This window comes from Thermosynechococcus vestitus BP-1, from assembly GCF_000011345.1.
GTDB classification, from domain to species: domain Bacteria; phylum Cyanobacteriota; class Cyanobacteriia; order Thermosynechococcales; family Thermosynechococcaceae; genus Thermosynechococcus; species Thermosynechococcus vestitus.
On record NC_004113.1, the window covers coordinates 2,562,120 to 2,586,704 of the forward strand.

General features: G+C 53.9%; 23 protein-coding genes and 1 tRNA gene. 10 read left to right on the forward strand and 14 right to left on the reverse strand.

Features of this window, described 5'->3' with window-relative positions:
* Positions 1–33 precede the first annotated feature (33 nt).
* Positions 34–1,575, reverse strand: a complete 1,542-nt coding sequence (locus tag TLL_RS12465) for a bifunctional pantoate--beta-alanine ligase/(d)CMP kinase (RefSeq protein ID WP_011058282.1) — start codon at positions 1,573–1,575, stop codon at positions 34–36.
* A gap of 350 nt (positions 1,576–1,925) precedes the next feature.
* Between TLL_RS12465 and TLL_RS12470 the strand changes: the two genes are divergently transcribed.
* On the forward strand, positions 1,926–2,246 hold the full coding sequence (locus TLL_RS12470) for a hypothetical protein (RefSeq protein WP_011058283.1): 321 nt from the start codon (positions 1,926–1,928) through the stop codon (positions 2,244–2,246).
* Between the two features lie 1,236 nt (positions 2,247–3,482).
* Here the strand turns inward: TLL_RS12470 and TLL_RS12475 are convergent.
* From TLL_RS12475 to menB, 7 genes are all read right to left on the reverse strand, one after another.
* Entirely contained in the window at positions 3,483–3,653 is a 171-nt protein-coding gene (locus tag TLL_RS12475; RefSeq protein WP_164921053.1) for a ParA family protein, read from the reverse strand.
* 32 nt (positions 3,654–3,685) lie between these two features.
* Positions 3,686–6,349 (reverse strand): ATP-dependent chaperone ClpB, encoded by a 2,664-nt coding sequence (clpB, locus tag TLL_RS12480; protein ID WP_011058284.1) that lies wholly within the window; start codon positions 6,347–6,349, stop codon positions 3,686–3,688.
* A 94-nt stretch (positions 6,350–6,443) separates the two neighbouring features.
* Positions 6,444–7,205: a hypothetical protein gene (locus TLL_RS12485; RefSeq protein WP_011058285.1), complete on the reverse strand. Its 762-nt coding sequence runs from the start codon at positions 7,203–7,205 to the stop codon at positions 6,444–6,446.
* A 2-nt stretch (positions 7,206–7,207) separates the two neighbouring features.
* Entirely contained in the window at positions 7,208–7,735 is a 528-nt protein-coding gene (locus TLL_RS12490; protein ID WP_011058286.1) for a hypothetical protein, read from the reverse strand.
* 4 nt (positions 7,736–7,739) lie between these two features.
* Complete coding sequence (locus tag TLL_RS12495) at positions 7,740–9,074, reverse strand: TrkA-related ion transporter (RefSeq protein WP_231833790.1); 1,335 nt, start codon at positions 9,072–9,074, stop codon at positions 7,740–7,742.
* Between the two features lie 155 nt (positions 9,075–9,229).
* Positions 9,230–9,478 carry a Ycf34 family protein gene (locus TLL_RS12500; RefSeq protein ID WP_011058288.1) on the reverse strand — a complete coding sequence of 83 codons (249 nt, stop codon included), beginning with the start codon at positions 9,476–9,478 and terminating at the stop codon, positions 9,230–9,232.
* 44 nt (positions 9,479–9,522) lie between these two features.
* Complete coding sequence (gene menB / locus TLL_RS12505) at positions 9,523–10,359, reverse strand: 1,4-dihydroxy-2-naphthoyl-CoA synthase (protein WP_011058289.1); 837 nt, start codon at positions 10,357–10,359, stop codon at positions 9,523–9,525.
* A gap of 268 nt (positions 10,360–10,627) precedes the next feature.
* On the opposite strand from menB, the gene pcrA reads away from it, so the two are divergent.
* The 5 genes from pcrA to rpmB all read left to right on the forward strand — a co-directional run bounded on the left by pcrA (position 10,628) and on the right by rpmB (position 14,663).
* Positions 10,628–12,949 (forward strand): DNA helicase PcrA, encoded by a 2,322-nt coding sequence (gene pcrA / locus TLL_RS12510; RefSeq protein ID WP_011058290.1) that lies wholly within the window; start codon positions 10,628–10,630, stop codon positions 12,947–12,949.
* An 83-nt stretch (positions 12,950–13,032) separates the two neighbouring features.
* Complete coding sequence (locus tag TLL_RS12515) at positions 13,033–13,503, forward strand: hypothetical protein (protein WP_164921055.1); 471 nt, start codon at positions 13,033–13,035, stop codon at positions 13,501–13,503.
* A gap of 60 nt (positions 13,504–13,563) precedes the next feature.
* Positions 13,564–13,647 (forward strand) — tRNA-Leu (locus TLL_RS12520).
* Between the two features lie 59 nt (positions 13,648–13,706).
* A complete protein-coding gene (locus tag TLL_RS12525; RefSeq protein ID WP_011058292.1) occupies positions 13,707–14,345 on the forward strand; it encodes an LON peptidase substrate-binding domain-containing protein in 639 nt (212 codons plus the stop codon).
* 81 nt (positions 14,346–14,426) lie between these two features.
* Positions 14,427–14,663 (forward strand): 50S ribosomal protein L28, encoded by a 237-nt coding sequence (rpmB, locus tag TLL_RS12530; RefSeq protein WP_011058293.1) that lies wholly within the window; start codon positions 14,427–14,429, stop codon positions 14,661–14,663.
* Positions 14,664–14,682: 19 nt separating this feature from the next.
* Here the strand turns inward: rpmB and TLL_RS12535 are convergent, their stop codons facing one another.
* Complete coding sequence (locus TLL_RS12535) at positions 14,683–15,393, reverse strand: M15 family metallopeptidase (protein WP_011058294.1); 711 nt, start codon at positions 15,391–15,393, stop codon at positions 14,683–14,685.
* Positions 15,394–15,398: 5 nt separating this feature from the next.
* A complete protein-coding gene (gene psb27, locus TLL_RS12540) occupies positions 15,399–15,803 on the reverse strand; it encodes a photosystem II protein Psb27 (protein ID WP_011058295.1) in 405 nt (134 codons plus the stop codon).
* A gap of 170 nt (positions 15,804–15,973) precedes the next feature.
* On the opposite strand from psb27, the gene TLL_RS12545 reads away from it, so the two are divergent.
* The gene (locus TLL_RS12545) at positions 15,974–16,474 is read left to right on the forward strand and encodes an NADAR family protein (protein WP_011058296.1); all 501 of its coding nucleotides are present in this window, start codon (positions 15,974–15,976) and stop codon (positions 16,472–16,474) included.
* On the opposite strand, the gene mutL is transcribed toward TLL_RS12545, so the two are convergent.
* The 3 genes from mutL to TLL_RS12560 are packed head-to-tail and all read right to left on the reverse strand — an operon-like array spanning position 16,462 to position 19,503.
* Positions 16,462–18,096 carry a DNA mismatch repair endonuclease MutL gene (gene mutL, locus TLL_RS12550; protein WP_164921056.1) on the reverse strand — a complete coding sequence of 545 codons (1,635 nt, stop codon included), beginning with the start codon at positions 18,094–18,096 and terminating at the stop codon, positions 16,462–16,464. The two genes, TLL_RS12545 and mutL, sit on opposite strands and share 13 nt — an antisense overlap.
* On the reverse strand, positions 18,084–19,301 hold the full coding sequence (coaBC, locus tag TLL_RS12555) for a bifunctional phosphopantothenoylcysteine decarboxylase/phosphopantothenate--cysteine ligase CoaBC (protein ID WP_164921057.1): 1,218 nt from the start codon (positions 19,299–19,301) through the stop codon (positions 18,084–18,086). Before coaBC ends, mutL begins: the two co-directional genes overlap by 13 nt.
* Positions 19,288–19,503 carry a protein IsiD gene (locus TLL_RS12560; protein ID WP_024125484.1) on the reverse strand — a complete coding sequence of 72 codons (216 nt, stop codon included), beginning with the start codon at positions 19,501–19,503 and terminating at the stop codon, positions 19,288–19,290. Before TLL_RS12560 ends, coaBC begins: the two co-directional genes overlap by 14 nt.
* Positions 19,504–20,111: 608 nt before the next feature.
* Between TLL_RS12560 and TLL_RS12565 the strand changes: the two genes are divergently transcribed.
* The gene (locus TLL_RS12565; protein ID WP_011058300.1) at positions 20,112–20,501 is read left to right on the forward strand and encodes a hypothetical protein; all 390 of its coding nucleotides are present in this window, start codon (positions 20,112–20,114) and stop codon (positions 20,499–20,501) included.
* On the opposite strand, the gene TLL_RS12570 is transcribed toward TLL_RS12565, so the two are convergent.
* Entirely contained in the window at positions 20,498–20,974 is a 477-nt protein-coding gene (locus TLL_RS12570; RefSeq protein WP_011058301.1) for a Dps family protein, read from the reverse strand. The two genes, TLL_RS12565 and TLL_RS12570, sit on opposite strands and share 4 nt — an antisense overlap.
* A gap of 193 nt (positions 20,975–21,167) precedes the next feature.
* Here TLL_RS12570 and TLL_RS12575 point away from each other — a divergent pair, with 193 nt between their 5' ends.
* Complete coding sequence (locus TLL_RS12575) at positions 21,168–22,124, forward strand: FHA domain-containing protein (protein WP_011058302.1); 957 nt, start codon at positions 21,168–21,170, stop codon at positions 22,122–22,124.
* An 89-nt stretch (positions 22,125–22,213) separates the two neighbouring features.
* The gene (locus tag TLL_RS12580) at positions 22,214–24,577 is read left to right on the forward strand and encodes an endonuclease MutS2 (protein ID WP_164921058.1); all 2,364 of its coding nucleotides are present in this window, start codon (positions 22,214–22,216) and stop codon (positions 24,575–24,577) included.
* The last annotated feature ends 8 nt before the right edge of the window (positions 24,578–24,585 follow it).

The following is a 24,585-nucleotide window of genomic DNA, read 5'->3' on the forward strand; positions in this document are numbered from 1 at the left end:
TCCTTTTACTCTAGGGGAAATCTCGCTTCCTCATCAAGGTTGAGGAAAGCGGCTGCGGTAGAGATGGACAATTTTACTCACTACCTCATCGATCCCCAAGTTGTCAGTACAGACTTCTATGGCATCGGCTGCTTTACGGAAGGGGGCGTAGGGGCGTTGCTGATCCGCTGTGTCGCGAGCGGTAATCTGAGCGAGCAATTCTTCATAGGAGAGATCGCAGTGCCCCTGCTGTTGTAATTCCTGCCAGCGGCGCTGGGCCCGCTCTTCGGGGGAGGCGGTTAGGAAAATTTTCAAGCCCGCCTCTGGGAAGACATGGGTGCCAATATCACGACCTTCAGCAGCGATGCCCCCATGGGCTCCGATCGCCCGCTGTTGTTGTACCATTAGCCGCCGCACACCCCGCAGGGCAGCAATTTGGGACACCCGCTGCGTTACCTCTAGGGAGCGAATCGCTTGGCTAACTTCGCGATCGTTGATCCACACTCGCGTTGGTTGATGGGGATCAGGGCTCTCAAGATGCAACCGACAATGGGCGATCGCCTCTACAATTGCTGGCTCATCGTGGAGATCAAGATTATTTTCCAAGCACCACCAAGTTACCGCCCGATACATGGCACCGGTGTCAAGGTACCGCAACCCTAGGGCTTGGGCAGCTAGTCGCGTCACGGTTGACTTCCCGGCACCGGCAGGGCCATCCACGGCCAAAATCGGCCGGCGGCGATCCAGTAGACAATTGTCAATGAGGCGCGTTTGCCCCACCCAGCCCGCGATCGCCAATAGCCCCACGGTCTCAATGCGTTCCAAGGGCACAAGGGTCTGGGGATGCACCAATTCGGCATAGTCGAGGCGCAACTGGGGAAACTGGCGCAGATGATCTTGAACTTGGGCCAGCAGAAGACTCGCGTCCCAGCAGCCCTGACGGAATGCAGCCTGAGCCACCTCCAGGCTTTGGCTTAAGGCAAGGGCAGTGGCGCGCTCCTCGGCACTCAGGTATTGATTGCGGGAACTCAGGGCAAGGCCGTCGGCATCGCGGACGATGGGACAGCCAATGATCTCCACGTCCAGATTCAAGTCCGCTACACAGCGGCGAATAATGGCTAACTGCTGGGCATCCTTTTGCCCAAAATAGGCGCGATCGGGCTGTACCAGATGCAACAGCTTCAGCACAATTGTTGCTACCCCGCGAAAATGGCCGGGGCGCGATCGCCCACAGAGGTGTTCCGTTAGCTCCCTTGGCGGCTCCACCACGGTCAAGTGCTTCATCCCCGTCGGGTAAAGCTCAGCCACACTAGGCACAAAGAGCAGATCCACCCCTAACTGCTGACAGAGGGCTGTATCGGCCTCCAGGGCACGGGGATAGCGCTCCAGGTCCTCTTGGGGACCAAACTGCAGTGGGTTGACAAAAATACTGACAACAACCACATCACACTCTTGCCGTGCTCGCCGAATCAAGGCAGCATGCCCCCCATGGAGTGCCCCCATTGTCGGCACAAAACCAACGGTGGTCGCGGGAGAGAATGTGCCAAGGGCAGTCTGTAAACCCGCCGTGGTGGTTAAACGGTGAAACGTACCCATAGAGTGCTTCGGGGGCGATCGATGGAGTTTTGATACAATCTGTCATATTACCGCCCTTTTCCCACGGAGAGAAGCCACTCAAGCTTGTGAAAACCAGGATCACAGAGGCTTGTTTCGGGCATCCCCATTGTAGAAAAGGTCTGTTCAATGCCGGGGCCGGCTTTTTTTGACCAAAGTTTGTACATTTGTTGCAAGGGCTTTAATCTTGCGGCTAGGTTCTCTAAAATTCAGGTACTTTCGTTTTCCTACACTTGCAAACGCTATAGCGCAACTCCAAGTTTCACCCCTCCTTAGCCAAAAGCTTGTTTTTTAACTGGCACTGTTGAGCATACGCCGCGAGGATAGCCCCTATGGCCAATGAACTACAAAACGGCTTACAAAAATACCGTTTCGTCTGCACCCTCACCTTCGGGGATATTTATGGCCAAGTCATTGTTTGGCTGATTGTGATCTTTATTGGTTTGGCCGCCTCCCTCACTCTCTACAACAATCCAGTGCAGGCGTTTCTCGTCGGGGGGCTAATTTTGGTTTTAACCCTGCCCTTTTTACTTTTTGCCTTTGTCACGACTCTGGTCAACCACATTGAAATGCGACCTGTGACAGTGACGGAGAAGAAAAAACGTAAAGATGCCGCGGTGGCCTCAACGACCGAAGTGGCTACTGCAAATTAAAGAACCCTTAAAAACAGGGGGCGATCGCTCCCCACACTGAAATTAGCGCTGTAGGGCTAGTCCTAGAATTCCTAAAACGCGACTGCATACCCCTAGCTGCCGGAATGGATAACCCTTCAGTAGGGCTAGGGGGCAGAGGCATGCATAAAGGATTTATTGAATCCGTCTCTATTTTCAAAATTCATAGAACTTTGTCAATGGGGAAAATATAAAATAAAGATTAAGGAGCACCAAAGGTCAGTGTTAGTATTCTCCTGAACAGATTTAGAAAGTCGGGTAGCAGGGGGGCATCGCTGCCCCCTAGCCCCCTAGGAACCGGACGTGCAAGTTTCCCTGCATCCGGCTCGAGCCCCCCAGGACCCCTCATTTAAGAGGAACCGGTTGTGCATGCAACCTTTACAATACTCATCTACAACCTCTCTACCTTTTGAGCAGGTTGGTGACCGCACCAGTGACTCAAGATCACCGCCATTTGCCTTGTCACCATTAGGGAGGTTCTGTGAGTTTTCTCGTAACGGGGGACCAGTGGGAAGTCTGCTCTCTTTCGAGTGAGATGATGTTGAATGTTCTGTCACCATTCTCAATCCCTATCCAACCCATTACAGGTTGGCCTTCGCTTTCTCCCGCCTCCTTTACCCGCACTTCCATGGGTGTTCCTCGCAGTCCACTTGCCTTGTTCTTAGCCTATCAAGGCGAAAGTACGGGCTTACCACGTTCCGTTTAGATGACATATGAGGGGTTAGGTGGTGACTCTGCCCCGACGGAGCTATCGTCCCCGCTCACTGAAGAACAAACAGTGAGTCCTGTCCGTTTGCCATTTTGGCCCAGGCCTATCAGCGTCTTTGGCCTGTCTAAGATCACGAGGCTTCTGGCGTCACTTCGCATGTGCTCACCGTACCCTCAAGCCTAGCTCCCTATCGCCTGACGCTGGTGAAGTTGCTTCCTCCTCGCGGATTCAGCTCCAACCTTACGGTTCGGGCTTCATTGTCGGGAGGGCTTCATACCTGACCGTTACCAGTCACGCATGCCTCCCTAGGCTACGGTTGGGGGAACAACCGGTCCCGTTCTAGCTTGTTGGGCTAGTGGGACAATCATCTAAACGACTTCGTGTCGCACTATTCCTCTCTTAGAAGAAGGAATACCGAATGACCATTGCATCTTTTGCAACTCTTATCAAGTCGATTCCCAATCGGCTCAGCCCTTGTGACCACCCCGTCCTGAACTCTCAATTGTTCTTCAAAACCGGGTTGATCGACATTCTCGACTAAGGGTTAACCTCCATAGGAGCCTGATTGTATCGCTGACTAAAACCTGCTGCCCATGACAGGGAAAGGTGGCCGCCAAGTGAACAGTGACAGTGGTTTTCCCGACGCCACCTTTGTTGTGATAGATGCTAATCACTTTCATGCCTCTTTCCCCTTGAGTGGGGTACTGAGGGCTCAGGAGGCGCTGACGGTGTCGCGATCGCCTGTCCCTGCAGGGCTCACTGCCCTAAAGGTCAACTCACTACCCACCAAATCTACCAAAATCGTATCGCCGGGGGTAAAGACCTCCTCAAGAAGCTTCACGGCGAGGGGGTTCTCCAATTCCCGTTGAATCGCGCGCTTTAGAGGACGTGCCCCATAGACTGGATCAAAGCCCACCGCCACTAAATGATCTAGCGCTGCTGGGGTAAGGCGCAGGTGAATTTTTTGATCTGCAAGGAGTTTTTCCACGCGTCGCAGTTGAATTTGAGCAATCTGAGCCAGTTCAGTCCGCCCTAGCCCGTGGAAGAGAATCACGTCATCAATGCGGTTGAGAAATTCGGGGCGAAAATACTTTTGGGCACTTTGGAGCACCCGTTGGCGCATTTCCTCATAGCGGCTGTCATCCGCCGCCAAATCTAAGATATGCTCACTGCCCAGGTTACTGGTCATAATGATCACGGTGTTGCGGAAGTCCACCGTCCGCCCTTGGGAATCGGTAATGCGGCCATCATCCAGCACCTGCAAGAGCACATTAAAGACTTCGGGATGGGCTTTTTCGACCTCATCAAACAGAACCACGGCATAGGGACGACGGCGGATGGCTTCGGTGAGTTGACCGCCACTGTCAAAGCCAACATATCCCGGCGGTGCGCCAATCATGCGGGAGACGGCATGTTTTTCCATGTACTCCGACATATCAATGCGCACCAAGGCATTTTCATCATCAAAGAGGGCTTCGGCAAGGGCACGGGCCAGTTCGGTTTTGCCCACGCCTGTGGGTCCCATAAAGAGGAATGAACCAATGGGACGGGCAGGGTCTTTCATGCCAGCTCGCGCGCGGCGGATGGCAGCAGCGACGGCAGCCACGGCATCGCTTTGACCAATCACCCGCTGATGGAGGACTTGTTCCAACTGCAGGAGTTTTTGGCGTTCTGAGGCCATGAGTTTTTGCAGGGGAATTCCTGTCCACTTGGCAACAATTTCGGCAATGTCAGCTTCGGTGACTTGATCGCGCAAAAAGGTGCCCCCTGCGGCCTGAAGTTCTAAAAGTTGTGCTTCAGTGGCCTCCAGTTCCCGTTGGAGGGTTTCTAAACGACCATATTTGAGTTGCGCGGCTTTGTTGAGGTTGTAGTCCCGCTCTGCTTGCTCAATTTGCAACTTCACTTGGTCTTCTTCTTCCTTGAGGCTGTTGATGCGCTCCAGGAGTTCTTTTTCTGCTTGCCAGCGGGCCTGCATGGCCTGTTGTCGCGGTTGCAGTTGGGCGATTTCCGCTTCGATGCGCTGCAGGCGATCGCGAGTGGCCTGTAGTGGCGCCTGGCTGAGGGGCAGGCTCTCCTCCTGTTTGAGGGACAGTCTTTCCATTTCCAGTTGCCGCAGGCGCCGCTCAAGGGCCTCCAGTTCAGCGGGCTTGGTGGTAATTTCCATTTTGAGCTTGGCGGCTGCCTCATCGACGAGGTCAATGGCCTTATCGGGGAGGTAGCGATCGCTAATATAGCGATCTGAAAGCATTGCTGCGGCCACCAATGCCGAATCGGTAATTTTAACGTTGTGGTGAATTTCGTAGCGATCCTTGAGGCCGCGCAGAATTGAAATCGTATCCTCCACACTGGGCTGGCCAATATACACCTGCTGAAAGCGGCGTTCTAAGGCAGCATCTTTCTCAATATATTTGCGATATTCATCTAGGGTGGTGGCGCCAATGCAGCGCAGCTCTCCCCGCGCCAACATCGGTTTGAGGAGGTTGCTGGCATCCATCGACGAGTTTTGATTCGCACCGGCGCCAACAACCGTGTGCAGTTCATCAATAAAGAGAACAATTTGACCTTCGGAATGGGTGACTTCGTGGAGAACAGCCTTGAGGCGATCTTCAAAGTCACCGCGAAACTTGGCCCCCGCCACCAAACTCCCCAGGTCCAGGGAAATCAACCGCCGATTTTTTAGGGATTCTGGTACATCGCCGTTGATAATCCGTTGAGCCAGACCTTCAGCAATGGCGGTTTTACCAACGCCCGGTTCACCAATGAGAACTGGATTATTTTTTGTGCGGCGGGAGAGAACTTGAATAACGCGGCGAATTTCTTCATCACGGCCAATGACCGGATCCAGTTTGCCTTGGCGGGCCGCTTCGGTGAGATCACGACCGTACTTTTCAAGGGCAGCGTATTTATTTTCGGGGTTTTGATCTAAAACCTTTTGGGCACCGCGAATGGCTTTGACGGTGGCAGCCAACTGTTGGCGATCGCAATTTAGGGCACGGAAAAGACGTTGACCAATGCGGCGATCGCCCACAAAAGCCAGTAAAAGATGCTCAATGGAAATGAATTGATCTTCTTCCTCTTGGCGGAGGCGATTGGCCTCATCAAGGAGCGCATCCAAACTACGACCACAGTAGAGTTCGCTGCCTGCGGGAACGCGGGGCTGTTGCCTAGCAAAATCCATCAGTCGCTTGAGCACCCATTCGGTGTCAATATCCGACCGCTCAAGAATCACTTGACCAAGTCCCTCTTCCCGCAGTAAGGCAATCATGACGTGCTCTGTTTCCAGATATTGGCTGCGGTATTCCCGGGCCACATCTTGGGACTTAACAATCGCTTCCCACGCTTTATCAGTAAACTTTGTTGGATCCGTTGGTTGCATAGTGATAATTGAGGGCAAAACCCCACCGACTGTGACTGCATTATGCCATCATCTTCAGTGTAATCAACAGGCCACCCCATACCCACAGGATGACTTACAGAGGTGGCAAATGGAGAAACTCCCGCAGGAGATTAGCCAATTTTTTCTTGCTGCCATAGCCACTGCTGTAGTACCGTCGCAGGGGGACTGTGTCGCCAGAGGTCAGGTGCACCAGGACGCGATAGAGGCGATCGCCCTCAGAATCCTGATAGCTTTCAATGGCAATGTCCCTAATGTCCCGCAAGGACAATTCCTGATGAGTTCGGCGGAAAAAACTTGCATCGAGAATCGTCAAGGTGCCACTGCCCCGATCTAAATCCAACGTTAAAACAGGGATGAAGAAAATTAGACTCATCCCTACAAGAAAGAACACCCCTGCCATGAGCCCTACTGGCCAGCGATCGTCCACACGAGCTGAAAGTTGCGTTTGATTGGGATTCCCTAAGAATTGATTCATTTGCTGTACCATGGCGGCGCGATCGCCCGGCGGTGAGGCAGCACTACCGAATACGATGGAGTTGCCCGACACTTCAAGAACAACGCGATACATGCGATCGCCCTCACTGTCAATGTCCTCCTCCAACTTTGCCTGTTGTAGGAGGGAAAGAGGAATGTTCACCCGCTCTTGGATAATAAAAGAACTTGTCGTGGCAATACACTCATAGGGCAAGGTTTGGCGTTGGCAGTGAATTTTGGCAACTGAAAGGAAGCCCAGGAGCGGCATAGGGCCAAGACCCATAATCCCGCCCACCAACCAAATCAGCAAGGGCCCCTCCCGCACGCGCAGGCGATAGTCCGGTTCCTCTAGTACTTCCATTGCTAATTCTCCTGAGAATGCAAAAACAATCCCACACTGGTTGCTAACTGCTGAAAATTGGGTTCAATTCGTTGTCCTAAGTACTCTTCAACGACCCGAGCAATCATACTTGCTAAAAAGAAGGGGACACCGCTAATGCGTTTTGGATCAATCCTGAGATAGCCACGGCTCCTGATAATGGTTGAGTCACCAGTGGCAATAAATTGATTTTCCCCCTGACAGTCAACGGCCTCCGTAAAGGCATGGGGGACAATGCGCCAGTGGGTGAGATAGTGGCGATCGTCCCAATGGGTATAGTCCGTCCACGAGAGCATTGCGTCACTCAAGAATGCCCGTGCTGCCGCTGGAATTTCACCGCCACCATGCCAAACCAAGACCATTTCTAGGGCTTGGGGCTGTTCGTTGCGCGCCTGCACTTCAATTGCCCGCACATTGGGCATCCAGCTCACCAGTTCTGGCAGGCGATCGCGATAGGTGCGATAGACAGCGTCGCGGCGAAAGGGTAGCTCTACTTGGGAAGAAATTTCCATGACCTTATCCCCACTGTGGACACTGTCGCGCAATCACAACCACGTAATCCCCCACCTGCAACTCATAGTTCATCGGTGGATTCATATAGGTGCGGCGACGCCCCTCAATGCGACGTTCCACGGCTATCAGCAGAGCATCGTCTTGCGCCTTAAGTTGTTGTTGTGCATACCAAAAGGTTTTGCCTGCCAGCGTTGACGGCAAAGGCAGCCGATAAAATTGGTTCCCGATCCGTACCGTCAGTAGTTCGGCAAAAACATCCATCGCCCCTTGATTGCGCACCGCATTGCCAATGAGGTGACCCGCCATTTCATCGGCAACAACCACATCCTCCACCCCCGCCGCCTGAAGTTGGACATTATTATTGCGATCTAAAAGCTGGGCACAGGTGTAAATTGCCGGGTTGAGTTTTTCTATGGTCAGTGCAGCAAGAACAGTTCGGGCATCGCGGTCTTGATCACTGCGGGGCCGGCTGGTATCCGCCAAGAGAATGGCACGGGAGGCATGGTAAATCTGCACCTTCTCCAAAACGTCAATGCGGGTATAGTCTCCCGAATAAAAGTAGAGGCGATTTTGATCCACTGTCTGCAATTCATTCAAGGGCAGCTGTTCCAGTTCAGCAATCATGACAATCGGCGCATAGCGGGTTTGGGGATCGGTTTGTAATTCCTCCAACACAAGGGGGGCACTGCGATTCCAGCCACAAAGGATAATGTGGTTGCGCAACTCATCCAAGTCAAGGTTCTTAATGCTCATGACCGACTGCAACCGCTGCACCATGAAGGCAGACACCACCCCTGTAAACACCGCAAACAAGGTCAGCCCCGACAAAACCACAACTAGGGTAACGATCCGCCCGGCATGGGTTTGGGGATAGGCACCAATGGGTTCGGCAGACACTAAAGAAAAGAAGCTGTACCACAGGGCATCCCCAAGGGTCTTGATGTCTGGGTTTGAGGTCCCTTCGATAATATAAAAAGCCAGGCCCCCAAAGAGCATGATCAACACAATGATTAACAGTGCTGAAATTTGGGCACCGTAAAGACCAGAAGTCTGGGGGGCAATGTAGTGGAGGTTGCGGTTCATCAGAATTGAGGCCCGCGGCAAACGCAGCAAGGGCAGCAAACGAAACAGTGCCCACTGGGGCGGCATGGGCAGAATCGCCACTAGATCAAGCCAGTAGTGGCGGAAAAATCGTTGCTTTTTGCGGGCGATCGCAAATCGTAGGCATAGCTCAACAACAAAGCACAGCCGTAGGGGTAAATCCAACAGCATCACAAAAAAATTAGGGTGGCCGGGCTGTACCCAGAAGAGATCGACCACCACTAAAAGGACCCACATTAGGATCAACGCCAACAGGCTCATTTCTACCTGGGGTGAGTGCAAAAATAAATCGAGCTGCTGCCTCAGCCGGCTGTGTCCCATCGGTGCCCGTACAGGAGAACATTCATTTTGAGGTCAGCCTAAATTGGCGCGATCGCTGGCTAATCATCAACCTAAGTGGGAATCAGTTCTCCTGGGCGCAGTTTTGCCCACCGTCCCTGTTCTTCGACAAAACTCGCACAACCAACCACATCCCACTCCAATTGAATGACTTCCCCTTGGGTGCGGATATTCACATTGATTGTTGGCTCAATCGGGTCAAAGTCTGGCGTCAGGGTCAAATGGGGCTGCTGATGCTGCGCTTCAACAGCATGATAAGTGATGCAGCGATCCACCAAAGCGCAGTTAACACAAATACACATGGCCAACTCTCCCAATGCCACATGCTCCTACTCTAGCGCATCCCCTAGGGTCGCCAAGGAAACTGCTGAAAGTTGGGGGGGCGTTTTTCTAAAAAAGCGGTCTTGCCCTCAGCACTCTCTTGAGTAAGGTAGTACAGCAGCGTTGCATTCCCCGCTAATTCCTGGAGGCCGGCCTGACCATCACAATCGGCATTAAAAGCGGCTTTCAAACAGCGAATGGCCAAGGGACTTTTGCTGAGAATTTCCTGGGCCCAGCGAATCCCTTCTGCCTCTAGCGCCTCAACGGGAACAACGGCATTCACCAAGCCCATGGCCAGCGCCTCCTGAGCGGTATATTGCCGACAGAGAAACCAAATTTCCCGCGCTTTTTTTTGACCCACAATGCGGGCGAGATAACTGGCACCAAAGCCGGCATCAAAACTGCCCACCTTTGGCCCCGTTTGACCAAAAATGGCATTCTCAGCAGCAATTGTCAGGTCACAGACAAGGTGGAGCACATGGCCACCGCCAATGGCATAGCCGGCCACAAGGGCAATCACGACTTTGGGCAAGGAGCGAATTTGCCGTTGCAGATCCAGCACATTCAGCCGTGCCACCCCCTGCTCGTCGAGGTAACCTGCCTCACCGCGAATGCTTTGGTCACCACCCGCACAAAACGCATACTTACCATCGGTGTGGGGGCCTGCCCCCGTGAGCAAGACAACTCCAATGGTGGGATCGTTGCGGGCATCCTCAAAGGCCTGACTCATTTCAACAATGGTTTGAGGGCGAAAGGCATTGCGCTTGTGGGGGCGATTAATCGTAATTTTGGCAATGCCTGTCGTTTTGTGGTAAAGGATGTCAGTGTAGTTGTGAACCTGCCGCCAGTGGACGCTGTCCATACAGTATCATTGCTGAGGTGAATTCCTATTGTACCCTGAGGGTTCCCAGGTTGAGAGGGGGATAGCATGGCCTAACAATTGACCTGTTCCACCTGTGGAAGTCCCCAAGGGCAAGTTCACCACAGCAGCGCGCCAGAAAACCCTTGATGGTCTCTTTCCCTGAAGGCTTGATAGGAGTCCTGCAATACAAGGCGCGGAAGGCCACCAATGGGTTCCTCCGTAATCCTCAGGTATCATAAAACTCTAGGCACATGGGCATCGCAGTAGAATGGGCAGTGATTTTCTCACAGGACTCAATCCCTCACAGCGGCAGGCGGTGGAGCACTACTCGGGTCCCCTGTTGGTGGTGGCAGGGGCCGGTTCTGGGAAAACGCGCACGCTCACCTATCGAATTGCCCATTTGATTCGCCATCATCAGGTCGCACCAGAGCATATCTTGGCGGTGACGTTTACCAATAAGGCCGCCCGCGAGATGAAGGAGCGGATTGAAACCCTTTTTAGCCAAGAGATGGCCCAGCAACTCTACGGCAGAGACTGGCTGGATCTGTCCCCTGCAGAACAGCGGCGGGTGCGATCGCGCGTCTATCACACCTACACCCAGCCCCTATGGATTGGCACCTTCCACAGCCTGTGTGCTCGACTCCTGCGCTTAGAAATTGAGGCCTATCAACATCCCCAAGGGTATCGCTGGACGCGGCATTTCACAATTTTTGATGAGTCGGACGTCCAAAGCCTAATTAAGCAAATTGTTACCGGTGAACTCAATCTCGATGAGCGCAGGTATGATCCGCGTGCTATCCGCTACAAAATTAGCCATGCCAAAAACCGCGGACTCAGCCCAGATCAATTGGCGCAGGAACAGCGATCGCCTGCTGGCCGTGTAGCAGCAGAGGTTTATCGTTGCTATGAAGCCGCTCTTGCCAAGAATAATGCCCTGGATTTTGATGATTTAATTTTGCGAACCGTGCATCTGCTGCAACAGCGCCCTGAGCGTCTTGACTATTGGCATCAGCAGTTCCAGCATATCCTGGTGGATGAGTACCAAGATACCAACCGCACCCAATACGATTTCATTCGGCTGTTGGCCACCAATGGCACTCCCCCCCAAGAGTTTCGGAATTGGGGCAATCGCTCAATTTTTGTCGTGGGTGATGTGGATCAATCCATCTATTCATTTCGCTGCGCTGATTTCACAATCCTGATGAATTTCCAGCAGGATTTTGGCGATCGCCTACCCGATCAGCAGACCCGCACCATGATCAAGTTGGAAGAAAACTATCGCTCCGTCGCCAACATTTTGCAGGCCGCCAATTATCTCATTGAGCACAACAGTGAACGCATTGATAAAGTGCTACGTCCCACCAAGGCTCCTGGTCCCCCCATTCACTGTGAGTGTTGCGACACCGAAACCGATGAAGCCTATTTCATTACCCAACAGATTAAGGCCTTGGGCAGTCAATCCCTCGAGCCCCAGTGGGGACGGTTTGCGATTCTCTACCGTACCAATGCCCAATCTCGCCCCTTTGAGGAGGCTTTAGTTCGCGCAAATATCCCCTACACCGTGGTCGGTGGCCTCAAGTTCTATGAGCGCAAGGAAGTCAAGGATATTCTCGCCTACCTGCGCCTGCTGCAAAACCCTCAAGACACCGTGAGTCTGCGGAGAATTATTAATATTCCACGACGCGGCATTGGTAAAACCAGTTTGGATCGCCTCAGTGACGCTGCCCAAACCCTTGGCATTTCCCTGTGGGACTTAATTGCTGATACTGAATCTATGACACCGTTGGCGGGGCGAGCCAGCCGGGCAGTGCAGCAGTTTGTGACCCTCATAACTCGCCTGCGATCGCTAGTGGACGATATTGAACTCCCTGAACTGGTGAAAACCGTGATTGAAGAGACAGGCTACCGCCGCGAACTGGAAAACGAAGGCACCGACGAAAGCTTAGAGCGACTGCAAAACCTGATGGAACTGGTCAACGCTGCCCAGCAATTTAGCGAAGACAATGAGGGGGCCAGCCTCAGCGATTTTCTCAACAGTTCTGCCCTTGCCTCAGATTTGGATACCTTGCAAGAGGGAGAGGGGGTTGTCTCCCTAATGACCTTACATGCTGCCAAGGGACTGGAATTTCCCGTTGTCTTTTTAGTGGGGATGGAGCAAGGACTGTTTCCCAACTTCCGCAGTCTCAACGACCCCATGGCCCTAGAAGAGGAACGCCGCCTCTGCTATGTGGGCATTACCCGTGCCCAGGAGCGCCTCTTTCTCACCTTTGCCCAAAGCCGTCGTCTCTACGGTGGCAGGGAAGACACAATGCCATCGCAATTTCTGACGGAGCTACCCCCAGAACTGCTCACGGGGAATGTTCAACGACGCCCCCCAAGGACCGCTGTCACGACGGTATCCCCGTCGCGGTTGAGCAAGGCTGCGGCCTCTCCTTGGCGGGTGGGCGATCGCATTCTCCATCCCGTCTATGGCGAAGGGGAAATTACCCATGTCTTTGATACTGGTCCGAAACTCTCCTTGGCTATTCGTTTCCCACGTCGCGGGCAAAAGGTCGTTGATCCCCGGCTGACACCCCTTGAGCGGTTGTAAATCGAGCACCCCTTTGGGGATCTTCAGGCTGATTGCATGAAGTCCTGTTGCAGAATCCGCTTGTTTGGCTAGAATTCAGACTTTTGGAGCGTCATGATCAGCATGAACGGACAGGAGCTGCCAACCGCATGATGATTACAGCAACACTGCTTGCCCTCAGCGCTGGGGTGCACAGCCCCGCTATCCAACTGCCCGCAATCGTTGCTCAGCGGGCACAGCCTACAGGAATCACCTTCTACGCCGATAGAGGGGAGGGGCTATTTCGCATCCATGGCCGTCGGAGGCAAAAAGTAACGTTTATGAGTATTGTCATTGATCCGCAAAAGGTGGCGGATATCAATATGCAACTCGCGGATGGCCACTCTATTGGCTTCTCTGGCAATGTCATTCAGCAGGATGCCTACAATCTGCGGATTCGCCTAACCAGTTCGGGTATGGCTGATGCCCATGGCACCCTCAATATCCGTTACGGCCCTCAGCAATCCATTCTCAACTTGGCGGGTAAGGGTCAACTGGATGGTCAGCCCTTTGTGCTTACATTTAGACGCAAGTGAGTTGACAGAACTTCACCACAGCGAGGATAATAAGAGATCGCTCACCAAAAACTATCAAAAGCGGAACTGGCGGAATTGGTAGACGCGCTAGATTCAGGTTCTAGTGTCCGCAAGGACTTCGGGGTTCAAGTCCCCGGTTCCGCATCCTAGGGAGCCTTCAAAGTACGGTAAGATAGAGGCATTGGCTTCTGTCCGTTGTCATTATGGCTTTTTCCTCCATTGCGGTTCGTGAACTCCCCATTTTTCCTTTGCCGGATGTTGTGCTCTTTCCGGGACGACCCCTGCCGCTCCATATTTTTGAATTTCGCTACCGCATCATGATGAATACAATTCTGGAGAGCGATCGCCGATTTGGCATCGTGATGTGGGATCCGCAAACGGGACGGCCAGCCACGGTGGGCTGTTGTGCGGAAGTGCGTCGCTACGAACGGCTTCCCGATGACCGCATGCTCATTGATTCTCTTGGTCAGCAGCGGTTTCGCATCCTTGACTATGTGCGCGAAAAACCCTACCGCGTTGGGCTGGTGGAGTGGATTGAGGATGAACCCACCAGCATTGATCTGCGCCCCTTGGCCCAGGAAGTACGTCAACTCCTCGAGGATGTGGTGCGCCTCTCGGCAAAACTGACGGAACAACCCATGGAACTGCCCCCTGATGTGCCCACCGCTGCCCTGGAGCTATCCTATTGGATTGCCAGTAATTTTCGCGGTGTCGCTCAGGAGCAGCAACGCCTTTTGGAGCTACAGTCCACCTACGATCGCCTGCTGCGGGAAGCGGAAATTTTAACCACCACCCGCAATCACTTGGCGGCCCGCACCGTCCTCAAGGAAACCTTCAAATAGGCCGTGTCCTTCTCGGCGGAATATGTTACGCTAAAAGTCTTGCTTATTTTGCATCACATTGCCTTGCAGGGGAGAAAACTGATGAGCCGCGTTTGTCAACTAACTGGAAAAAAAGCCAATAACGCCTACGCTATTTCCCACTCCCATCGGCGGACGAAAAAACTGCAGCAAGTGAATTTGCAATGGAAACGGGTGTGGTGGCCAGAGGGCAAGCGCTGGGTGCGACTGCGCCTCTCTACCAAAGCCATTAAAACCCTCGAGCGCAAAGGCCTAAGTGCCTTTGCCAAAGAAGCGGGGTTGGACCTCAACAAACTCTAAGGGATTCCCCCCTAAAGACTTAAAGATCCACGCGGCCATAGCGAGCGATAATGTCCCGCTGGCCAGTCTTCTGCTGCGTTTGCCACGCCCACAACTGATCCCCCAGGGAAAAGTGCCACCACTCCTTTGGATGGCGCTGGAAGCCTGCATGGATCATGGCTTGATAGAGAATTTGGCGGCGCTGGGCAAAGCAGGCGGCGTTCATCTGCTCAGGATGGCGATCGTAAAAATCGGGAAAGGAACGCTCGGAAATCTCATCAATGGCGCCCCCCATATCCAAAGGATGGCCTGCCGGGTCGGCGAGGGTCAGATCAACGGCAGCACCGGTACTGTGGGGGGGTGGTTCTTTGGGGTCTGAGCTGGGCACCGCCCAAAATTGATAAACCTGCTGCCAAATCTCGCTGGCGATCGCGGGCTCAAGTTGCTGCGGATCATACCCCCGTTCTCGACAGAGGATGGTAAAGGTATGCGTCACCATGAACTGCTGCACCGCAATTGGGCGATAGGCATCAAAGATCGCCAGTTGCCAGCCGTAGGGCTCTAGGAGCGCTTGGGCACGCTCAAGGGCAGCAATCACCCCTAAGCGCAAGTAAAAGGGGGAAACACTGCCATAGGGGGCACCCAGACTTTGATAGGGATGGGGGGCCAACCGCACAAAGACAGAGGGAAGAGGTGCTAGGGGCTCCCCACATTCTGCAATGGGAATTTTGGTATAGGGCTTATCCCCCATCGGGACTAGGACTTCGCTTCGCGATCAAGGGCGAGTTCGACTTGCTTAAACTCCTGTTCGAGGCGGGCTTTCAGCTTCTCCGGCAGAGGACGATTGGGATAGGAACTGTAGTGACCCGCGAGGGAGTTGAGGGCGGTTTGCATCGTCATAAAGGAGGAGAGCGATCGCAACGAATCATCGCGACGATAGAGGGCAAAGAAGTCATTCAACTTTTTGCGGGCCTCTGCTTGAGCTGCCTTTTTGTTGGGGTCATTCTCTGGCAGAGCGATCGCTTCCCGCAGGCTACTGATCAGGGCAAGGGTATCTTCACGGAAATTGCCCGTTAGCCCCGTAGGCACATTGGCACAACTGGTCAGGAGTAGTGACACACTGAGGAAAAGCGCGCAAACCATCGCCCAAAAACGTTTCATACTCAACCCCAAAACAAAATTAGGTTTTAAGATACCCACGAGGCTGATCTTAGCAAGAATTGGTTACCCTAACCCGCTGCTGTCCCTGCGAAAAGGACTGTCTTTGGGGCATGATGATCTCAGCCATGATAAATGCTAGGTGATCAAGGGGTGTAGGAACGCGGTTGGCAATGACAATCTACTTTTATCGCGTCAAGGATGCCTACGGCAGTTTTTCCAATTTCTCTCCCCACGGGTTTACCCTAGAGGGTTATTACTGGCCAACAGCGGAACACTACTACCAAGCTCATAAATTCTTTGGCACTCCCTATGAGGCCTTTGGTCATGCGATTCGCATCGCGCCAACGCCTGAGGCGGCTGCCCAACTTGGTCGCAGTGGTCGCTATCCTGTGCATCCCCAGTGGGATCAGCTCAAACAGGCAGTGATGTGGCGTGCCCTTGTGGCTAAATTTACCACCCATGCGGAGTTGCGGGAATTGCTCTTGGCAACCGTGGATGAAGAATTAGTGGAGGACTCCCCTGTCGATAGCTATTGGGGCTGTGGGGGCGATCGCCAAGGCTCAAACTACCTAGGACGGCTGCTGATGCATCTGCGGCACTGTCTGCGCCAAGGGGCAGATCTCCACGCCTTTACCCCCCTGCAGGATTGTCCCTTTTGTCAGATGCCATGACTTTTGCCGACCACCCAGTGGCGCCGGAAAAAACGGGCAAGGCTAGATTCTTGCAGTTGCAGACAGATAGGGCGACCATGGGGGCAGGTGTGGGGTTGCCGACAACGGTACCACTGATCCACCAAGGTTTGCATTTCCGCAAGGGTGAGGGGCGTTCCGTTACGAATGGCGCTGCGACAGGCAACGGCAACTTTAGCGGCGCTCAGATCCGTCACTTGGCTGAGTTCAATAAGGGCGGCCACTAGATCGGGGCGATCGCGCAATAGACCAGGAACCCTACGCACTGCCCAAAGCTGCACCCCAAAGGGGGCGATCCCTAGCCCCCAGTCTTGAAAGCGTTGCACCTGTGTTTCCGTGAGGGACTTTAGCAACACCGGCTGCTCTAGCTCCACTGCTTGCCAATCCGTTTCAATCTGCTCGTAAAGCACCCGTTCATGGGCAATGTGCTGCTCAATCAGCCAAATTCCCTCGGCGTGCTCAACAATAATGTACGTATTGTGCAACTGCCCAACCACTTTCAGGGGGGGCAAGGAAAGTTGAGCCCCATTGGTGGATAACAGGGTTCGATAGCGAGCAGCAGGTTCAGCCGCCTTGAGCACCTGATAGCTGCTGGCATCTCTCAAGGGGGTGGCCGGGCAAGCAAGGAGCTGGCCAATGCGTTCTACCAACAGGGCTTGCCATTGCTCTGGCTCCCGTAGATAGATCCTGCGCTTTTGGGGCTCTGCTGACCAGTCGATCGCCCCCGGGGGTAAATGGAGATGGGCAATACATAGGGGAAAACGCTGCCGAGGGAGACCGCGACCAAAGGCCTCAAGAATCACCTGCTGCCACGAGGGATCACTGTGCAGTTCCACCCAACGGCCATTAACGGCAACCCCTAACCCATCGGGGCGGGGACGATGGTGGCGATCCGGCGGCGCTAAGACCAGTTCGATCTGGGCATCCCTCATTTGGCGCAGATCTTGAGGATGAAGTTGCGGGATGAGTTGCAGCAGGCGATCGCTCAAAGACGCCACCGCCGGCCAGTGACACCACCGTTTGCCCTCCTTCAGGAGATACCAAGCCACCTGCGGAAAACAGAGGGCAATTTGCTGAAGCCGCTGCTGTAGCTGTTTGGGATTGGCTCCCTGCTGGCGTTGGGGCCAGTCCTGAAAAATGTGCTCAGCAATCACACGGGTCCCCACCGCCATTCCCAGAGGACGCTGGCTGCGCACTTGGCCGTGGGCATCATAACTCACTTGCCAACCGCTCTCTGCCTCGCGATGGCGACTGCAAATCGTTAACTGGGCCATTTGCGCCAAACTGTGGAGGGCTTGGCCGCGAAATCCCAAGGTTGTGATGTCGGCTAATTGCCCGCTGGCGGGTAACTTGCTGCTGGTGTAGGGGAGGGCCACTTGAGTGAGATCTGCCCCGCGAATTCCTTCGCCATTGTCCGTGACCTCAAGGTGCCATGCGGAAGGGTGCCAGTGGAGGTGGATGCGACTTGCGCCGGCATCCAGGGCATTTTCCACCAGTTCTTGGGCAACCGTGGCAAGGGAGTCGAGGGTTTCAGCAGCAGCGATCGCCCGCTGCATTTCAAGAGGCAATGGAACGACTGTTAGGCCATGATTCATGGCAGCCATTCTTGGACAATGTCAAAAATTTGGTGGGCCAGAATTAACTTGGGTACCTTGGCCAAATGGCGCGATCGCCCCTGACAATCCAGGACGACCGCGGCGTTTTCAGTGGTGCCAAAACCACAATCCGCTTGATCTACTGCGTTGGCAACAATCAAATCCAAGCCCTTGCGTTTGAGCTTTTCCTGGGCAGGGGCGACAACGTCCCCCGTTTGGGCGGCAAAACCAATCAGACGTTGGTGGGGCCGACGCATTTGAGCCGCCGCTTGCAAAATATCGGGCACTGGACTCAGGGGTAAGGCCGTAGGCAACGCCGATTTGGGCAGCTTTCCCGACCACTGCTGAGCCGGGCGAACATCGCCAACGGCGGCAGCCATCACCAGCCAATCTGCCTCTGGCCACACCTCTAAGACGGCCTTGAACATTGCTTCGCCACTCATTGCTTCAATAGCGCGTACCTGTGCTGGGATTGGCTCGGCGATCGCCCCATGAATCAACGTCACCTTTGCCCCGCGGTGCAGGGCTGCCCTTGCCAGAGCGATCCCCATTTTTCCCGTTGCCGGATTACCGATAAAGCGCACCGCATCCCAATATTCACGGGTGCCCCCGGCGGTAATCAGCAGATGCTTCCCAGCTAAGTCTCGCTTGCCGTGGGTGTAGGCCAAAGAATCTAAATAGGCAATGATTTCCTGCGTTTGTGCCATTCGCCCCACACCGACAGTGTCACAGGCCAAGTGGCCATAGGCGGGGGGTAAGGAATGATACCGGGGCTGTTGTTGCAGTTGTTGCCAATGGGCTTGCACCGTCGGTTGCTCCCACATGGTGGTGTTCATGGCCGGTGCCACCAAGATCGGCATTTGGGAGGCCAGCACGGTACTGGTCAGTAGGTTGTCCGCCAAACCCAACACCAATTTTGCCAATGTATTAGCTGTCAGCGGAGCAATTAACATCAGGGTTGCCGTTTCCGCCAGCTCAATATGCAGTGGGCGTGGCGCTTGGGGATGCCAAAAATCCGCATCCGTGAGTACCGATCGCCGGCACAGGGTTGAAAGGGTCAAAGGGGTAATGAACTGCGAAGCAGTCTCCGAAAGGATGGCAGAAACCTGCCACCCCGCTTTCACCTGCGTGGAGATCACATCGCAGATTTTATAGGCAGCAATGCCACCCCCCACCCCCACCAGCAAATGGGGAACTGTTCTAGGACTCGTCAAAGGCCTCTAAATCCAAAAGATACAGATAGGGCTCCACCAACTCCGGTCGGTGAAAGGCAATGGCACGCAGGAGGTGCCAGTCTTCAAGGGCGGCAAAGGGGGTGTCGTAGTCATCCTCCTCAAGCCGCCGTGCCAAGGCCGCCACATCTTGGGGGGTTAGATGGTTGATATATTCCTGAGAGTAGTGATGTGTTGCTTGCATAACCCCTCCGGCATGACGTCTAGGGAGCACAGCCCTTTTCCCTAGGGATGAAACCTGCTCAACACTGGGAAGACTAAAGCGTATCCCATCTCTGGGACTCTACATTTTAGAACCCTTAGAAAGGACTGTAATCCTACTGTTAGAATTATAGCCCCTGATGAGAAGCCTTCAGCTTGCTTCGTTAGACTAGAGTCAACTCTGAAATGAATTTGCATTCATTTGCGATCGCGCGATCGCAGGCCTTACAAGGAACAATCGAGAATTGAGGAAGTTGCCGACAAGGGATAGGGATCGAGACCAGTTGCCAAAATTAGAAATGAATTGTGTGTGCCATGACTGGCTTGGCGCCGGCAATTCAACTGGAGATGCTGGCGGAAGGCATTGAAAATACCGATCAAAAGTAGTGCCTGCAACAATTGGGCTGTTAACAGGGACAGGGATTTCTCTTTAGCCAGCCATTGTTAGAAGAGCAAGCTCGCCAGTGACTGGAAGCAACGGTGGCCAGTCGGTAACCAGAAAGCAAATAGCAAATCATTGTTGCCCTCAGAGCAAAAGCAATAGTCCCCATTGGCTATCGTTGAAAAAGATAACCGACTGGAGAAAGCCCGATGAAACAGCAGCAGATCACCGCCCTCCTTCTGACGGCGACGCTTAGCGGGGCGATGGCTCCCCTGTCCTTCTCTGCAGTGGTCCTTGCCCAAGCCACCAATTCAGCCCCTATCAACATTGCTGAGTTGGTCCGTGCCCGCAACTATGCCCGCCAAGCCGCAGAGCGTGCCAATGGTGGATTAACCCGCTATCGAGCTGAGCAGTCCATGCATGGTCCTGTACGCCAAGCCCCCTATGTGCGTAATGCCGACGGCTCCTACACGTTTCGGATTTTGGGCTATCGGGTGAGCAATGGCGTACCCGAATCCCTGCCTAGCCTTGAAACAGTGGCTACTGTGGCTCCCGATGGTCGCACCACCATTGACTACAACGGCCCAATCCGCAACTAACTGACCAAACCATCACCCTTAGCCAAGAACTCCTTGAGGAACCAGCGATGTTTTTGGTGAGTTTGCACCAAGCGGGTGTAGAGATCGGCGGTACCAATATCACCGGCCTCAGTGGCGATTTCGGCATCTTGGTGCATCTCAGTAATGATCAGTTCATGGTTGGCGATCGCCTCCTCGATCATTTGCTTGACCGTGAGCTGGCCGCTGGAGGGCGTCACCGTGGCCACTTTTAGGTAGTCGGCCGGATCCGCCACGGGTTGACCATCCAGCATGAGGCTACGCTCAGCCAGTTCATCAATCATGGCAAAAACCTCTGACCCCTGTTCTTCAAAAAGCAGGTGTAAATCGCGGAACAGAGGGCCGTAGGTCAACCAATGGTACTTTTTGTAGTTCAAATACATGACCACTGCATTGGCCTGTTCCCGTTTTAGCGTCGTCAGCACTTGTTCTTTCAGCGTAGTTGTTGCACTCATAGCAGTCTCCTTTGACAGTCATTCAACTGTCCTATCTTACTTAATCATACTCATAACGAGTACGCTTTAGCAACCCCTTAGGGTGCTACTGCCATTCTATTGACATTAAGATGAAGGTAGTTCCCTGCTGCTCAACAACTTAGGATAGGCAGCATAACAATGAACTCAATAATTTAGTTTTTGAGTTACTCCTATGGATGCTTCGGCCAATCGCCCCGACACCTACGTTCCCCACTTAAACTCACCGACTCGCTCCGGTGAACAGCAGCGGGGGTTTCTGCGTCCCACTGAGCTGATTTTAGCGGCACCCACGCCCCGATTATTGTTGCACTCAGTTTACATGCAACGTTCAATTGTCTTGGATCAACTACCTGTTTGGCAAATTGGTCGCAGTAAAGACTGTGATATCGTTTTGCCCGATCGCTGGTGTTCACGGCATCACATTCGCATTGAGCGCCAAGGAGATCATCGTTATTATTTGACTGACCTCAAGAGCATGAACGGGACCTTTGTGGGCAATAAGCGCATCCAGGCTCCCTACATCCTGCGGCATGGGGATCGGATTACCCTTGGTGAGTCAGAGCTAGAATACATTGACCTGCGGGATGTGCCAAGTCCTCACCCCTACACCAACCACTCCCGTGAGAGCAAGGCTCAAGTGACGGTGTTGATGACCCATTCTTCCCGTACCCAAGGGGAAATGTGGCGGGAATTATTGAACTCCCAAGGTCTTTCAACGATTTGGGCAACTTCCCACTTTGAGTTAGAAAAAATCATTGCTCATCTGGAGTCCCTCAACTGCAACATCAACCTCTTGCTCTTGGATTTGGGAATGCCAAAAACTAACCCCTACGATTTTTGTCGGCAGTATCGCCAGCGCTATCCACAAATGAATGTCATTCTCCTCAGTGGCATGCGTACCCGTGTCCATGAATCGGAATGCAAGTGGGCAGTCAATCAAGGTGCGATGGCCCTCTTTGGGGGGTTGCCCCGCGAAAATCTCTTTGGGGAGCTCACAAGCATTACAGAGCGATTACAAACCATTGCCAAAGCCCTGGGGTGGACCTACTTCAATCCTGAAGCCCTTACCAGTACCCTGCTAAAACTGCAAGATGCCGTGGATACGGAGATGTCGGGGATTGTCCTCTAGAACCGCTGCACAGATGAGTGAGCAGTGCTACAGTCAGTGGAAGTAGTGTTTTCAGCAGATGGCGAACATTGGTTGTTACGACGTCACAAATGAGTGCCCTTGATAAATCCCTAGGGCGTCTGGAGTGGCCGCGTCTGTGTCAGCAGTTGGCAACGTTTGCTTCGACAAAGCGGGGGATGCGTCAGCTTCAAGGGGGAGACATCCTAGGGGGTACCCAAGCGGCCAGTCAAGTGCTGTTGGCGCAAACTGCCGAGGTGATTGCCCTAGAAACGGTACACCAAGTGCGCTTAGATTTCAGCCAAGTCACGGATATTGAACCTGCCCTTGCGCGACTGGATCATCAGGGCTGTTTACAAGGCACGGAATTGCTGGCGATCGCCCACCTGTTAAGTACTGCACGGCAACAGCGGCGTCAAATTGAGGAGCACGGGCAACTCAGTGAACTCCAACAATTGGTGGCCGGTGTCCGCACCTATCCTGAGGTGACGCAGGAAATCTACCGCTGCATTACCGATCAAGGTCAAGTGAGCGATCGCGCCAGTCCTGAATTGGCTCAGATCCGCCAGCAGCAACGGCAATGCCGCGCCCAGATTCAGCAGCAGCTTCAGCAGATTCTTCAGCAGCGAGCAGGAGCGATTCAAGAGCCAGTGGTTACCCAACGGCGCGATCGCTATGTGTTGGCGGTCAAAGCCACCCATAAAGACCAGATTGTGGGCATTGTCCACGATCTCTCCGCCAGTGGAGCCACACTCTACATTGAGCCACAGGAAACCATTGACCTGCAAAACCGCCTGCAACAACTGGCCCATCAGGAGGCGGAGGTCGAACGCGCCATTTGCCAAGCCCTTTCGGATCAGTTGGCCACGATTAGTGATGATCTGTGGTATCTACTGGATGTGCTGACCACCCTCGATGTGGCCGTTGCCCGTGCCCGCTATAGCCTCTGGTTGCAGGGAAACCCACCGCAGTTTGTGAGTCAGACGCGGCTGCACCTGAAGGCCTTGCGTCATCCCCTCCTGGTGTGGCAGGAACACCATGAACAGGGTCAGCCAGTGGTCCCCATTGACATTGAATTACAGCCCGCCACAAAGGTGGTGACCATTACAGGTCCGAATACAGGGGGGAAAACGGCAACCCTAAAAACATTGGGATTGGCCGCCCTCATGGCCAAGGCAGGGTTGTATGTGCCAGCGGCAGCACCCGTGGAGTTGCCTTGGTTTACGGGCATTTGGGCAGACATTGGTGATGAGCAGTCCCTGACTCAAAACCTGTCCACATTTTCTAGCCATATCTGCAATATCCGCGATATTCTCACGGAGCTGGAGGTCACAGGGGGCAATACACTGGTGCTTCTAGATGAAGTGGGGGCAGGCACGGATCCCAGTGAAGGCACAGCCCTGGCGATCGCCCTGTTACGCTATCTGGCAGAGCACGCCAGTCTCACCTTTGCCACCACCCACTATGGTGAGCTCAAGGCCCTCAAGTACCAAGACAGCCGCTTTGAAAATGCCTCCGTTGAGTTTGATGAGGAGACGCTAGCCCCCACCTATCGGTTGCTGTGGGGCATTCCAGGACAATCCAATGCCCTGGCGATCGCCCAACGGTTGGGGCTATATCCCAGCATTGTTGAGGAGGCCAAGGCCCTGCTCAGCAAAGATAGCAACAGTGTCAATGAGATGATCATGGGTCTGGTGGCCCAGCGCCAAGCCCAGGAGGCCAAAACCACAGCGGCAGCGACCCTGCTGCGCGATACCGAAGCCCTCTACCAGGAAATTGCCACGAGGGCGCAGGAACTACGACAGCGACAGCAGCAGTTACGTCAGCAACAGGAGGAACAGGTACGCACTGCCCTCCATCAAGCTCAGCAGGAAATTGCCAAAATCATTGCCCAACTGCAACGTGCCAACAGTCCTGAACAGGTACAAGCGGCTCAAACGGCCTTGGCGCAGATTGAAAACAACTACCTACCACCCCCCCAGCCCGCTGGCTTTATTCCTCAACCGGGCGATCGCGTGCGTTTACGCCAATGGCAACAGGTGGGTGAAGTCCTCAGCGTCAGCCAGCAGGGAGATATTGTCGTCCAAGTGGGTGCCGTGAAATTTACGGTGCCGCCCCACGCCGTAGAATCCCTTCAGGGGGAACCGGTACACCTGCCGTCTAAGCCCAAGCCTAGCTCAGCTCCCTCCCCACCAACTGCTCGCACAACGGTACTGGCCATCCGCACCGAGGACCGAACCCTGGATCTGCGGGGCAAGCGTACCCATGAGGCGGAACCTCTCCTAGAGGAATTCCTCAACCGCCAGCAGGGAACCGTTTGGATTATCCACGGCCACGGCAGTGGCGCCCTCCGCCGGTTTGTGCATCAATTTTTAGATCAGCACCCCAGCGTTCAAAGCTATCACCTTGCGCCTCCTGAAGAGGGTGGCCGAGGGGTAACAATTGCGCAGTTATAGGAACAAGA